This is a genomic window from Micromonospora sp. NPDC093277, from assembly GCF_044765245.1.
Taxonomy (GTDB): domain Bacteria; phylum Actinomycetota; class Actinomycetes; order Mycobacteriales; family Micromonosporaceae; genus Micromonospora.
Map to the genome: position 1 here is coordinate 193,464 of NZ_JBIWJO010000009.1, position 13,065 is coordinate 206,528.

11 protein-coding genes are annotated in these 13,065 nt (G+C 69.2%); 4 read left to right on the top strand and 7 right to left on the bottom strand.

Annotated elements, in window-relative coordinates; all coding sequences use genetic code 11:
- Positions 1-3: 3 nt before the first annotated feature.
- Genes ACIRG9_RS21260 through ACIRG9_RS21290 form a run of 7 tightly spaced genes read right to left on the bottom strand, consistent with a single transcriptional unit; the run spans position 4 to position 7,133 of the window.
- Positions 4-1,224, bottom strand: coding sequence for an LLM class flavin-dependent oxidoreductase (locus ACIRG9_RS21260; RefSeq protein ID WP_402858389.1), 1,221 nt, complete (start codon positions 1,222-1,224; stop codon positions 4-6).
- Positions 1,221-2,357, bottom strand: coding sequence for an acyl-CoA dehydrogenase family protein (locus ACIRG9_RS21265; protein WP_402858392.1), 1,137 nt, complete (start codon positions 2,355-2,357; stop codon positions 1,221-1,223). Before ACIRG9_RS21265 ends, ACIRG9_RS21260 begins: the two co-directional genes overlap by 4 nt.
- A complete protein-coding gene (locus tag ACIRG9_RS21270) occupies positions 2,354-3,121 on the bottom strand; it encodes a class II aldolase/adducin family protein (RefSeq protein ID WP_402858395.1) in 768 nt (255 codons plus the stop codon). Before ACIRG9_RS21270 ends, ACIRG9_RS21265 begins: the two co-directional genes overlap by 4 nt.
- A complete protein-coding gene (locus ACIRG9_RS21275) occupies positions 3,118-3,825 on the bottom strand; it encodes a dihydrodipicolinate reductase C-terminal domain-containing protein (protein ID WP_402858398.1) in 708 nt (235 codons plus the stop codon). Before ACIRG9_RS21275 ends, ACIRG9_RS21270 begins: the two co-directional genes overlap by 4 nt.
- Entirely contained in the window at positions 3,815-4,078 is a 264-nt protein-coding gene (locus ACIRG9_RS21280) for an acyl carrier protein (RefSeq protein WP_402858401.1), read from the bottom strand. Before ACIRG9_RS21280 ends, ACIRG9_RS21275 begins: the two co-directional genes overlap by 11 nt.
- Positions 4,071-5,588, bottom strand: coding sequence for a class I adenylate-forming enzyme family protein (locus tag ACIRG9_RS21285; RefSeq protein WP_402858404.1), 1,518 nt, complete (start codon positions 5,586-5,588; stop codon positions 4,071-4,073). The genes ACIRG9_RS21280 and ACIRG9_RS21285 overlap by 8 nt, the downstream gene beginning before the upstream one ends.
- Before the next feature lie 54 nt (positions 5,589-5,642).
- Positions 5,643-7,133, bottom strand: a complete 1,491-nt coding sequence (locus ACIRG9_RS21290) for a hypothetical protein (RefSeq protein ID WP_402858407.1) — start codon at positions 7,131-7,133, stop codon at positions 5,643-5,645.
- A gap of 432 nt (positions 7,134-7,565) precedes the next feature.
- On the opposite strand from ACIRG9_RS21290, the gene ACIRG9_RS21295 reads away from it, so the two are divergent.
- The 4 genes from ACIRG9_RS21295 (at position 7,566) to ACIRG9_RS21310 (ending at position 12,940) form a co-directional block, all read left to right on the top strand.
- Positions 7,566-7,733 (top strand): hypothetical protein, encoded by a 168-nt coding sequence (locus ACIRG9_RS21295; RefSeq protein WP_402858410.1) that lies wholly within the window; start codon positions 7,566-7,568, stop codon positions 7,731-7,733.
- 118 nt (positions 7,734-7,851) lie between these two features.
- Positions 7,852-8,016, top strand: coding sequence for a mersacidin/lichenicidin family type 2 lantibiotic (locus tag ACIRG9_RS21300; RefSeq protein WP_402858413.1), 165 nt, complete (start codon positions 7,852-7,854; stop codon positions 8,014-8,016).
- A 107-nt stretch (positions 8,017-8,123) separates the two neighbouring features.
- Complete coding sequence (locus ACIRG9_RS21305; protein ID WP_402858416.1) at positions 8,124-11,318, top strand: type 2 lanthipeptide synthetase LanM family protein; 3,195 nt, start codon at positions 8,124-8,126, stop codon at positions 11,316-11,318.
- A 266-nt stretch (positions 11,319-11,584) separates the two neighbouring features.
- Positions 11,585-12,940 carry a helix-turn-helix domain-containing protein gene (locus tag ACIRG9_RS21310; RefSeq protein WP_402858419.1) on the top strand — a complete coding sequence of 452 codons (1,356 nt, stop codon included), beginning with the start codon at positions 11,585-11,587 and terminating at the stop codon, positions 12,938-12,940.
- The last annotated feature ends 125 nt before the right edge of the window (positions 12,941-13,065 follow it).

The following is a 13,065-nucleotide window of genomic DNA, read 5'->3' on the forward strand; positions in this document are numbered from 1 at the left end:
CGTTCAATCCCCTGTTTCGGTGACGAGCTGCATCGCCTCGACCCGTGCCGTCTGCTGGGCATTCTGGAAGTGCTCGCGGCGGGCGGTGGCCCAGGCGTTGCTTGCGAACACGCCCTCCATGGAGTGCCGGAAGTTCGGGGCGACGAACCGGGCGAACCGCTCCAGGCTACGGTTGGTCCGTTCCGGGGTTGCCCAGTCCATGACCGAGATCAGGAGACAGCCAAAGCCGCCGCTAAGCGCTCCCAGCTGACCGATCCGCGATATGCAGTCGTCGATGTCACCGGCGATGATTCCGCCTGCCTCCACGGTGGCCTCGAACGCCTTACGCGCACTGGCGTCGCTCGTGGCCATCGGCATCCCCATGGTTCCCGCCCACAGCTCGGCGCGTTGCCGCAGCCACCCGTCGAAAATCTCGTCCAGAGCTTCCTGCCGGCTATCGGCAACATGCACCGGCACCAGCAGGCGCCACGATTGCCGCGACGGTTCATGCCCTGCATCTCGTGCAGCCGCCTCGTAGTAGCCCCATTGCTCTGCGAGTTGATTGATCGGCAACCCTTGGCCGGGCCTAACCATACCCCACGGGGGCGCCACGTACGAGAGCACATCGGCGCCCATGCGTCCGGCCAGCCGCATGCCGAATGGCGACATCGCGCTCGCCACCGCCACCGGGAAACCCTCGGGCCGGAATGGTCTGAGTTGTATCCGAGCGTCGCGCAACCGGAACCAGTCGGCTTCCCGCGTGACGACCTCGCCGCGCAGCAGCGGCAGGATCGTCTCCAGCGACTCCTCGGTGCGCCGACGCGTGTCGCTGGGATCGATGCCCAACATGTGCATGTCGGAGGGCACCGACCCGGCACCGACCCCGAGGATGAACCGGCCCCTGGTCAGGTTGTCCAGCTGCATGGCTCGCTCCGCGGCCATGAAGGGATGATGGTATGGCAGCGTCATCACGCCGGTGGCGAGCGTGATACGTCGGGTGCGTTCGGCGGCGGCCGCGATGAACAGCTCGGGAGAGGTGATGGTTCCCCAGCCGGCCGAGTGGTGTTCACCCACCCAGAACTCGTCGAAGTTGAGATCGTCGGCGAGCTCCGCAAGTCGCAGGTCACGCTGCAGCAGCAGGACCGGATCCTCCCCGGGCCGGTGCAGCGGGGAGATGAAACAACCGAATCTCAGCGCGCCCATGTATTCCCTTTCCGCGGGCCCCGGCCCGTCCGTCGCGTTCACAGGCTTCTGGCGATGGCGATGCGTTGGATCTGATTCGTGCCCTCGATGATCTGGAGCAGCTTGGCTTCCCGAAGTAGCCGCTCGACGGGCTGGTCGCAGCGGTAGCCGGTATCGCCCAGCACCTGTACGGCATCGGTCGTCACCCGCATTGCGACATTGGTCGTGAACAATTTGCACTTCGCCGCTTCGGCGGAGAAGGCTAACCCCTGGTCCTTCATCCGGGCGACGGAGAGCAGCAGCGCACGCGCGGCAGCGACCTGCGCGGCCATGTCGGCCAGTAGGAAGGAGATCCCTTGCGAGGAGAAGCCGGAGGCGTCGGACGGAGGGCTGTCCCTGGCGTACCGGCAGGCGTGGTCGAGCGCTGCCTGTGCGATTCCCACGGCGCAGGCGGAGATGCCCAGACGCCCGTGGTCGAACGTCGATGCGGCCACCAGCATCCCCCGGTTGCGGCGCCCCAACATCCGGGTGTCGGACACCCGCACACCGTCGAAGCGAACCTCGGCGGTGGGCAGCGCGCGGACGCCCATCTTCCGCTCCGGTGGGCCGGGAAGGAGGCCGGGCGTGCCAGCGTCGACGAGCAGGCAGGAAATGCCACCCGGGCCGGGCCCACCGGTGCGGCAGTAGACGCTGTAGATGTCAGCGAATCCGCCGTGGGTGACCCAGGACTTGGTGCCGGTGACGAGGTACTGCCCGTTCTGCCGCTCCGCTCGGGTTCGTACCGACGTCAGGTCCGAGCCGGCGTCCGGTTCGGACATGCAGGTGGCGCCCAGCAGTTCCCCGCCGAGCATCCGCGCCAGCAGGGCGTCGCGGACCTCGTCGGAGGCGAAGGTGGAGACGGCGTGGCAGGCAAGGACGTGCACGTGCGCCGACTCGGCCACCGCAAGCCACCCGGCAGCGAGCCGCTCCACCACTTGGACGTAGAACTCGTACGACCGCCCAGCCCCGCCTCGACACTCGGGAAACGGCAGGCGGAACACCCCCAGCGCGCCGAGCATCCGGACGAGGCCGGCCGGATAGCTGGCGCTCTCCTCACCGGTCGCCGCCCGGGGCGCCAACTCCTCGTCCGCGATCTGTTCCACCCGCGCGAAGAAGTCCGCCTCCTCCGGAGAGGCGAAGGTCCGAGGCACGCTCACCCGCGCGCCGCCGGCCTGGTCGGCAGCCACTCGCCGGCCTCCGGCCACCGCCTCGCCACCTGTCGGACGCAGTACTCCCAGTATGAGCGGATAGCCAGATCACCATAGATGAACTCGTTCTTGGCGGCGATGTCCTCAACTGTCGAGCTGTGGTAGCCGGAGGGAACCCGCTCGGCGAGGAGTTGGAGATGGCAGGCCCGTTCCAGGGTGTGCGCGGTCACCGTGGCGTGTCTGATGGACTTGCCGACGACCACCCCGCCATGGTTGCGCAGGAGTACCGCCGGGTCGCCGCCCAACGCCTTGGCCACCGCCTGTCCGGTTGCCATCTCCAGAATCGTGTTGCTGGTCATGGTGAAGCGGTGGATCCGGCCCTCGAACCACGCCCCGTCGTGCGATACCGCGCGGATGTCGAGGTCCGTGGCGCCGAACACGAGGGTGTATGGCGCGTGGCTGTGCACGATGGCGTGCACGTCGGGACGGGCGGTGTATATCGCCTGGTGCAGAGCAAGCTCTGGTGGTGCCATGGCGGGTGCCGCGGCGGCATGGTCGACCGGGGCCACCAGCACGTCGTCCGGCCGGCATTCATCGAACCCGGTCAGCGCGCCCTTGATCAGCATGACGTCCGCGCCGGGAATGCGAGCGGACACCTGCCCCTGGTTGAAGTCATCGTGCCCGCCGATCGACAACGACCGGGCGGCGATCGCGATCTGGACCCGAAGGCGCTCGGCGGCCGGGGACAGCGGTTGGGCGTCCTGCGCGGTCATCGAACCTCCTGAAGGAACGCATGGTTGAAGAGCTCCGCGACGCTCACCAGCCCGGGCGGCGCCTCGCGTGCCCAGCTGGCCGCCAGCAAGGCGCCGAACACCGCGGCGTCCAGGCTGCGTACGTCGTGGTGCAGGGTGAGCGTCTCGTGCTCCAGGGACAGGTCGGCCCGGTGCTCACAGACCGCCAGCCCCGCCCGGTAGGAGGCCACCTCGGCCACGGGTCGGCCGGTGACGGCGGTCCAGTTCGCCGCGATCGTGGTCGCTGAGGCGGACGGCCGGTCGACCTTACGTGGAGGGTGCCGCTCCAGCACGCTGAGTTGAGACTGCCCCGGCAGCCGGGCGGCGATCCGGCCGGCGACCGTAAGCAGGTGGCACTGCATCCAGTGGCCCACGGAGAGGTTGACCGCCCTGACCACGGCGACCCGACGGGCGAGGTCCGCCAGCAGGGCGGGGGCGTCGTCGGTCAGGTCGGAGGCGCAGACCACCAGGGCAGCCGCGGACCGATGACACAGCTCTGCCGTGCGCGGCAGCACCTCGCCCCGGCTGGCGTCGATGACGACGTCGACGTCACAGGTCATGGGCCAGTGGTTGCGGATGGCGGCGAACGGCACCGGTATACCCTGCCGTTGGCATTCCGCCACAATCCGCGAGCCGAGCCGGCCGGCGGCCCCGACGACGCCGATCCGTAGTGGTTCAGCCCCCATGGCCACCGCCCTGCGCGCTGACGTAGTCGGCCAGCTCGCGGACCGTGCCCAGCTTGCCGTCCGCCTCCTCCAGGTCGATGTAGACGCCGAACTCGTTCTCGATGGCATCGATGAGACGCAAGTAGGACAGGGAGGTGAGGCCGAGTTCGGTCAGGCGTGTCTCCTCCGCGGCCAGGTCCGGGCCGGCAACGGTGCCCTCGCTGGCGGTCACGACCAACGCGACGATCCGGGTCGCCGTGTAGTCCTCAGTCATCGATCGTCCTTTCTTGCTGCAGGAGAGGGATCTCGCCAGCTCGATCTGCGTGGATGCGGGCCAGATCCCGCAGCGCGCTCATACGGGGTTTGCCCAGGCCGGTGACCGGCATTTCCGGCAGCACCAGGAACCGTTCAGGGACCTTGTACGGTGCAAGCCGGCTGTGGCAGTGCGCGCGCAACTGTCGGGGCGTGGCCGTAACCGGGCCGCTGACCGCCGCGACAAGCATTGGGTCACCGTTTTCCTTGTCCACGGTGAACACGACCACCTCGGTCGCGCCGGGCACCGAGGCCAGGGCTGCGCGCACCTCCGTCGCGTCCACCTTCCGGCCACCGATGTTGATCCCCTTGCCGGCCCGGCCCGTCAGGAACAGCCGTCCGTCCCGGAGCAGCCCCTGATCGCTCGTCTGATACCAGCCCTGCGCGTCGAGCTTTTGTGCGAAGGCCCCGGGGGCGTTGAGGTAGCTGGTCCCCATCGACCCGCTGCGGACCCGGATCTCCCCGGCCTGCCGCCCGTCCAGCGGCTGGTCGGCCCGGAGCTCGACACCCGGCAGGGCGAAGCCGAGGCCACCGTCGGGTGTGGGGGCGGGATCGAAGGTGAGCGGGCCGGTTTCCGCTATGCCGTAATAGTTGCAGACGGTCAGGCCGTGCCGGTCCCGCAACCGCATCAGTGTGTCGGCGGCGAGCGGAGCTGCGGAGGAGAGCGCCACCCGCAGGTCGGCCAGACCTGGTACCGCGGCTTCGCGGCGCAGCAGCGATTCGTAGAGTGCGGGGAATCCGGTCAGCCGCGTCGGCCGGATCTCACGGAGGTGGCGCGCCACGTGGCCGGCGGTGGGTAGGCCGGCCGGTAGCCAGAGTGCCGCACCGGCCAGGAAAGCCGGCAGCAGGGAGGTGTTGAACGCCAGGCCGTTGAACAGCCCGGCGAAACAGAGGATCCGGTCGTCCGGGCCGATCCCGGAAGCGGCGTTCCATGCCGTCGCCGCGTTTTGGACGGCCGTTCCGGAGAACTCGATGCAGTGGGGCACGCCGGTCGAACCGGAGGTGAACCGGCAGACCTCGGTGGTGGGATGCAGCTCCGGGCGTACGCCCTCGCCGGGCAGCGGCCGAGAGACCTCGCTGACCCGGTACCCGCCGATCTCGCCCACCGGCCGCAGGCTGGGTGACCGGGCTGCCTGGTGCTGAATCAGCAGATCGGCGGCGCAGCTGTCGAGGACGGCCGCCAGTTCCTGGAGGCCGAGCACCGGGTCGAGGAGGAACGGTACGGCGCCGGCCCGCAGGCAACCGAGGTAGGCGACCACGTACTGCGGAGAGTTCGCGGCGGAGAGGACCACCCGGAGACGGTCGTCACTCACCCGCCCGGGAAGCGCGCGCCGCAACGCGCGCAGCTCGTACGCGAAGTCGTCGGCGGCTTCGGCAAGTTGCCCGTAGGTGAGTACGGTCCCCTGACCGCCGACGGCCGTCCGGTCTCGGTGTCGGGCGGTCTGCTCGGCGAACACGTCGACTAGTCCCACCGTGGTCTGCCTCTCGTTCCCCTCGTCCGCCATTCGCAAGCCGAGACAGCCCAGCTATTCGCCGTGCGCATAGGCCAGCTCGGCACGGTCGAACTTCGGCAGGCCCGCCTTGTCGCGGCCCAGCGCCAACATGTACAGCAGCTCGTTGTCCGCGGGCATCCCGGCGAGGCAGCGCCAGGTTGTGACGTCCTGACCGCCGACGGCGGTGACGGCTATGCCGCTCCGGGCCCCGCCGAGGTAGAGCAGTTGGACAATCGACGCGGCTCGGAAGATGGCATCCCGCAACGTCTGCCCGTCGGCATCGGAGACCAGCAGATCCCGTTTGACATGGCACAGGATGAAGGCGCCCGCCGCGCCGAGGTGCTGCTGGCCCATGCAGGCGCGCCGGATCACGTCCCGGTCCGACAGCTGGTCCGAGACGACGACATCAACACTGGAGCCGGGCAGCCGGGATCGGCAGAAGTCCGCCAGCGGTCCGGGAGCGACGGCCAGGGTCACTCGCAGACCGTCGTCGAGGAGACGGGGCAGGTCCGTCGGGAGCGAGGTCGCCAGCGCCTTCGCGGCCGCGTCGACGGCCGGGCCGGCCGGCGGATCATCGGAGAACTGTTTACAGGAGCGCCTCAGGTGGGCCAACTCTCGCCATCGTCCTCGCTCGATCGGCTCGCCGGCGGCGAGACCGATGGCCGGGCCGATCAGTGGCCGGTCGACCACAGGCCGGGGCTGGCCGCGTCCCTCGATCAGGTGCCGGGGTATGCCGGACCAGCAGTAGCGCTCCAGGTCCCGATGGCGTTCCGGACCGGCGTCGCCGTGCTGGCGCACGGACGACCAGGCGCGCAGGTCCGGTGACTGGGCGGCCGGCCCCAGGGACAGCACCGAGTGGAGCTCGCGGTAGGGGAGCACCTCCCTGAGCTGCTCCCTGACCTCGTCACGGGGCACTCGCAGACGTAGCGCGGCCGGTCCTCGGTCGAGGGCCGTCCCGAGTAGGTTGGTCGCGGCATGCCCGGCATCGAGCTGAGCGTACAAATAGCCGCGCTGCCCGTACTTCCGCATCGACAACCATGGCCGGCTCAGAATCAGCACGTCGGCAACGACATCGCCGTCTGGGATCAGCCCTGTCTCCAGCGTCCGCTGCATCCGGTCGGCGGCCACCGGTAGCAGGACAGCGGCGCGGCGCATCAGATCGAGGCGGAACAGCATCGCGCCGTCGGTGGCGGTGCCCCGGGTCAGCATCACGAGGTCGTACGGGAAGATCGCGCCAGCCGAGGGGATGCAGCGGGCGGAGCCTCCCGCCCGGAAGGTGCCCTGCTCGACAATCTCGAGGGCCTGGATCAGATTGGGGCTACGGTACGCCTCCACATCTACCCGCAACTCCTGATTCAGGTCGGTCATCCAATGCCATGCTTCGGCGATCGCGTTGACGTCGGCGGGTCGCAGTTGAGAGGGCAGAGGAGAGAGCGCTTCAGCGCGCATTTCACCCGCCAATCTGTCAAATTCCCCGTGTGGCGGAAACGGCGTGGGCGACGCAGCCGGTACCCAGACGCGCACCCGTTCCGCAATTACTGCTCGTCAGTTTAGTTCGCGGACATCGAGTAGTAGCAGGAAGTTGACCGGCAGTATGGCGGCAGCTCGGCTGCAGTTTCGTCGAGCGGCGGCGCGCCGCGGCAGCAACCGGCAGCGCCGGCATTGGTCAGCAGTAGATTCGCCAGCAGCGAGCCTCCCGGCAGCTTCGCTCCTGCGCGTTGACGGCGTCGGGACTGGTGGGTAGAAATCATCCAGGCCCGGCGAACGCCGAAATGAACGCAGAAAGTTTCATCGGGCCTGACGTCTCCGCCGGCGATGGTGGAAACAATTCCGGGATCGGCGACCGGTGGCGGAAGTGGCGGGTTGCGGATATTTGCTGCGGCATTGGTCGCGGCATTTCCCGTGCTGCCCCGATCCGTATTTCATCCGCCGGCCACTTGAGAGGAGGTGAACAGTATGAAGAAGTACGCTCAGCGTGCCGCAGCGGCGGCCCGTCGGGACACCAGCATCGTGGCGGACACCAGCGTCGTGGCCGACACCAGCGTCCTTGCGGACACCAGCGTCGTGAAGGACACCAGCGTCGTGGCGGACACCAGCGTCCTGAAGGACACCAGCGTCTTCTGAGGCGTCGCCGTCCACGCGACGGCGGAGTGCGCCGGGGCCACTTCGTGGCTCCGGCGCACTCGGGCCTGCTCGGACGCCCGCCCCGGCCGCTGCCGGGCTGATATTGCAGAGGTGCCACGTGACCGGCGCGAATATGGATGAGCAGCCGCCGCCACGGGCGGACGAGGTCGTCCGCGCCTGGCGCGACCACGTCTTCCGGGCATCGCTGAGCGATGAGGAGTTGGCGCGCCTACCGGCGAGCCCGGTCGGCGTGCTGGACGCCGACGACCTCCCCGAGGACTGACGACGGCGAACCGACGCGAAGGAGTGCGCGTGCAGACCGATGGCCCCGGAGATCCCAGGTGGTGCCTCGGTGTCCCACTCGCAGACCGGTGGCCGCACCCCGGCCCGGTGAGCGCTGCAGAACTGGAATACGCCCGGCGACGGCTGGAGTTCTGGCGGGCGGGCCGGATCGTCCGAGGCCTGACCGGCCCTCCACCGGGCTGGCCTCATCTCGGCGCCGACCTCACCGCGCTGGCCGGTGAAACCGCCACATCGCTGCACCGCCGGTTGCCCGAGCCACCGGGCTGGCTGCGCACCGTCACCGAGGCGTGGCGGAAGTTTCCCGTCCAGCGACCGGCCGTCCCCGCAGCCGGCCCCTCCGACGGCCATCCCGGCCGCCTGTCGGCTGACTCGATGCTGGCGGACGCATGCCTGCTCGACTGGGTCCGGCCCCTGCTTACCTGGGCACAGGAGCAGCTGCGACCGATGCTTGAGAAGCTCGTGAACGAACCGGCCCGGCTGACCGCCGCGCACCCCCTGCTGATCCCCGACACCGACCACATCCTCGGCATGGTCAAGCGAGTCCTCCTGCTGGAGTTGCACGTCCAACGTGTGCAGGACCGCCTGCACGGCGCCACGACTCAGGAGCGCTTCGCGTCGTTCACGGCCGGGCTGACCGACCCGCAGGCGGCGCTGGACCTCCTGGCCGCGTACCCGGTGCTCGCCCGGGAAGTGGTGGCACACGTGCGGACCTGGATTCGCGTACGGGCCGAACTGGCGCAGCGGCTCGTCGATGACGCGGCGGTGCTGCACGAGACGTTCGGCGCGCCGGCGGAGGGCCTCACCGCCGTACGTGAGATCCGGTTCGGCGCCGGCGACACCCACCGCGGCGGCCGGGCGGTCGCTGTCGTTGGCTACGAGAACGACGTGCGGGTGGTCTACAAGCCGCGCAGCCTTGCCGTGGAGCAACACGTGAACCAACTGATCGGCTGGATCAACGAGCGGGACCCTCGGCACACCCTGCGCGCGGTCCCCGTGATCGACCGCGGCTCATACGGCTGGGCGCGATACGTGCGGACCGCACCTTGCCCGGACCGGGACGCGCTGACGCGCTTCTCCTGGCGCCAGGGCGCCCACCTGGCGTTGTTCCACGCACTGCGCGGATATGACCTGCACGCCTGGAACGTGATCGCCGAAGGCGAGCACCCGGCTTACATCGACCTGGAGGCGTTGTTTTACGCGGCATCGACAGCCGATCCGCCCGAACCGGAGCCCGGGTCGGCCGCGGATCACCTGCTCCGCGAGAGCGTACTCACCGTGCAGATCCTGCCGCGACGGATCGAGGAAGCCGGGCCGGACCGAACTCCGCAGTTCGGCGTCTGCGGTCTTGCCGGCGGTGCGGAGCCGGGCGACGTGGCCGTCTACCCGGTGCCCTCGTACACGGATGAGGGCACCGACCAGATGCGGCTGACGCATCGTCCCCGCGCCGCGGTGCCCACCACCAACCGTCCCCGCTTGGCCGGGCTGCCAGGTCCCGCGCCAGTGGTGGCCGAGGCCGTGTTGAACGGCTTCGAGGAGATCTATCGACTGCTGCTGACACATCGGAACGAACTGCTGCATCCGGACGGGCCGGTGGCCTCCTTCGCCACCGACGAGGTGCGGGTCGTCCTTCGCAACACCCGCTTCTACGTGGCTCTGCTGGACCGGCTCTGGCATCCCGACCTGCTGCGGGACTCCTTCGACCGGGAGCTCTTCCTGCAGCGTCTGGCGAGTGGCCATCAGGGATACGCTGGGCGCGCGGCGTTGGTCGAGAGCGAGCTCCGCCAGATCGAGCGAGGAGACGTGCCGGTCTTTCACGCCCGGCCTGGCTGCACCGCACTGTACGACCCGGACGGCCTCGTGGTGCCGGACTTCCTCCCGGCCGGCGGCGGCCTCGCGGCGGTGTTCCGGAGGCTGGCGGGTTTCTCGGAGAAGGACCTGCGGCGGCAGCTGTGGTTCGTCCGCGCCTCCCTGTGCACGTTGCTCCCGACCCTGTCGGGCAAACCCGCCACGACGGGTGGACCGGCTGACGTGGACGAACCCGCGGCGCGGGCCCAGCCCGCCGCCCTGGCCGAGCTGTCCACTCAGGCCGTGGCGGACACCGGCAGCGGGCGGGGTGGGTCGGATCTCCTGGTAGCCGCCGCGCGCCGAATCGGCGATCGGCTGATCGACACGGCACTACGGGACCGGACCGACGGCACGGTGGAATGGCTGTCGCTCCACCCGATCGGGCGGCGACGGTGGAAGGTGTCCACCACCCCGCTCGGCTGCTGTCACGGGGTCACGGGTATCGCCCTGTTTCTGGCTGAACTCGCCGCGTTCACGGACGACCTACGCTACCGGACCTTGGCGGAGGAGACCGTGGCCGGGCTGGTCGGACCCGGTCGCATGCCGCCGCTTGCGGACCTCCGGGCGATGTCGATCGGCGCTTACGAGGACCTCGGCGCCGTGCTCAATCTGTTGGTCCGGCTGGCTGCGCTTTGGTCCGCACCGTCCCTGCTCGACGAGGCCGACCACCTGGTCGCCGCCATGGCGCAGAACCTGCCGGAGCAACCCCGGGCGGACGTCGTCTCCGGTGCCGCCGGGGTCGCGCTCACCGGGGTCAGGCTGCTCGGCGCGCGGCCCACAGCCGGTGCGGCACAGCTGGTGCGCGACGCGGTCGCGTCCGTGTCGGCCACCGTGGACCGGTACGCCGTCACCGGCGAGAACCTGCCACCCGGATTAGGGTCCGGGGCGCCCGGGTGGGCCTACGCGGTGGCCCGGTCGGGTGACGTGATCGGGGTGACCGAGGCGGCGCGGCTGGCTGGCCGCATTCTCGACCTGCCCTGGGCCGAGGGCGACACCAGCGCCGGCACCGGCGGCTCAGGTTGGCTCGACGGCACGCTCGGCTCCGGTCTGGCCTTGGCCGGGATGGCCGGGCTGCCGCTGCTGGCACCACGTCGACCAGCCCTCCTCACCGAGCTGCGGTGCAGTCTGGACGTGGTCCGGTCAAAACTGTTCGACGGAGGCCGCCCGGGGCCGAGTGACGACTGTCTTGGCCGCGGGGGCCTGGGCGTGGTGGAGCTGCTCCACGAGGCGGGCCTGGCGGGCGCGAACGACGAGCTTGTCGATGAGGCCGTTCGACTGGCACATGTGGTGGCGGACCGGGTCATCAGGGAAGGACCGGTGACCGGCGCGCCGGCGGGTGTCTGGACGCCGGGCCTGCTGCACGGCGGCGCCGGGATCGGGCTTGGCCTGCTGCGCGCCGCCGAACCGGCCCGGATCCCGAGCGTGCTGCGCTGGTGACCAGATGCCTGGAGCTTCCGGTTATGACCGGCGCCGGGCCTGCCACGAACCGTGAACCTGCCATCGCGGCCCTGACGCCTGCTGTTCACCTTGACCGTTGGCGCATTGACAACTATCGTCACGGACAGTGTTCAAATGGTAGCTTCCTGCCGGCGATGGCTCTCGACGATGAGAGGGCGCCAGCGGCGAGCTGGACGAGATGGGAGTTTGTTCGAGGCAGATTCACTGGCTGGGTTCGAGGAATGAACCGGAGCAGGTTTCGACACATGAAAACGGGGATGATGAAAAGTAGTGTTGACGCAAGCTTCAGCATATTTCTAAAGACCTCCAGGATCAGGCTGGGCCTCACCCAGGCGGAACTGGCGATCCGTTCCATGGTCAGCATAAGGAGTATCCGGAACCTTGAATCTGGATACGCGAAGTACCCACGGAAGCAGACCGTCGACCTCCTCGCCGACGCGTTGCAACTCGACAACCAGGCCAGGGCCGACTTCGTCTCCGCGGCACGCCCGCACGAACACGCGTTCATCTCTCCGAGGCTCAGCGCCATCCCACACGACCCCGATCCACTGATCGGCCGTGATACGACCGTGGACCTCGCCACCACGCTACTGGCCGACCGGCAGTCCCGGTGGATATCGCTCGGCGGGATCGCTGGAATAGGCAAGACAAGAGTCGCGCAGAGCATCGCGCAGCGCGTCCATGAAGCCACACGGTGCCCTGTTCTCTGGACCAGTGCAGCGAGTCGACAGGAACTGGACCGGGTTGACGCATGCGGCAGTCGGAAGAGCTCGAAGAGCGAATTGTGTGTGGCCATCGGGCAATCCCTGCGGAGCGGTGAGGACCCGTCCCTGCGGTTGGCGGCACTCCTCGGGGACCGGCACGTTCTGGTCGTTATCGACGACCTTGCGAGCTCCCTTATCTTGCAGGAATCACTCACCCGATTTCTGGGAAGCTGCCGAAACGCCAGTCTGTTGACCTGCACCCGGGCGCCATCGCGCTATCCGACGGCTCATCAGATTCCGCTCGTGCCGCTTGCCGTTCCCGAGACGCCCGAGGACATGCGAGCGGACCGCGCCGCAGGCTTTCCGGCAGTGGCTCTGCTCAAGGCGCACCTGCGCCGCATCCGGCCCGACGCGCCGGTGTCCGCCGTGCAGATCATGGCGATGGCACACGTCAGCCGCGCCCTGGACGGCATACCCCTGGCCCTCAAGGCGGCGTCGTCCTGGCTGCCCCTCTACACATCCGACGAGCTGCTGGAACTGATACGGCAGACCCCGACACTGGTCCTAGAGCCGGTGACCGAAGACGGCAGCGCCTCGGCCGCCGGACTCCTCACGGCGTTGTCCGCCGCCGTCGAGGGCCTGCCGCCGGAGCACGCGGCGATCCTGCGCGTGTTGGCGGACATGCCCGCCTCGTGGTCGGTGGGCGTGGCGGCGCAGACCGTGCGGGTCAGCCTGCCGGAGGCCGCCAAGGCGGTGAACGGCTTCCTGCAATTCGGCCTCGTTCGACCGGCCGAACTGAACGGCGGCGAATTCGGCCGTTTCCAGGTCCTCAATCTCGTCCGGCACCTGCTTCGCGAGCCCGTTCTGCCGGTTGGTACCAGTCGGTGGGCGGCGTGAGAACTCCCAGTACCCGAGGCTGGCCATTGGCAGGTCCGCGAAGCGGGGCCATCCGCTCGGGGCGGTGGCAGGCGGACGAGATCCCGCAGGCGCGTCGCCGGGCCATCGTGGTGGACGCGCGTGAG

Bases quoted from the DNA above. Each gene is read 5' to 3' on its own strand.
- ACIRG9_RS21270 (WP_402858395.1), bottom strand. From the start codon at position 3,121: ATGACCGCGCAGGACGCCCAACCGCTGTCCCCGGCCGCCGAGCGCCTT.
- ACIRG9_RS21275 (WP_402858398.1), bottom strand. From the start codon at position 3,825: ATGGGGGCTGAACCACTACGGATCGGCGTCGTCGGGGCCGCCGGCCGG.
- ACIRG9_RS21280 (WP_402858401.1), bottom strand. From the start codon at position 4,078: ATGACTGAGGACTACACGGCGACCCGGATCGTCGCGTTGGTCGTGACC.
- ACIRG9_RS21295 (WP_402858410.1), top strand. From the start codon at position 7,566: ATGAAGAAGTACGCTCAGCGTGCCGCAGCGGCGGCCCGTCGGGACACC.
- ACIRG9_RS21310 (WP_402858419.1), top strand. From the start codon at position 11,585: ATGAAAACGGGGATGATGAAAAGTAGTGTTGACGCAAGCTTCAGCATA.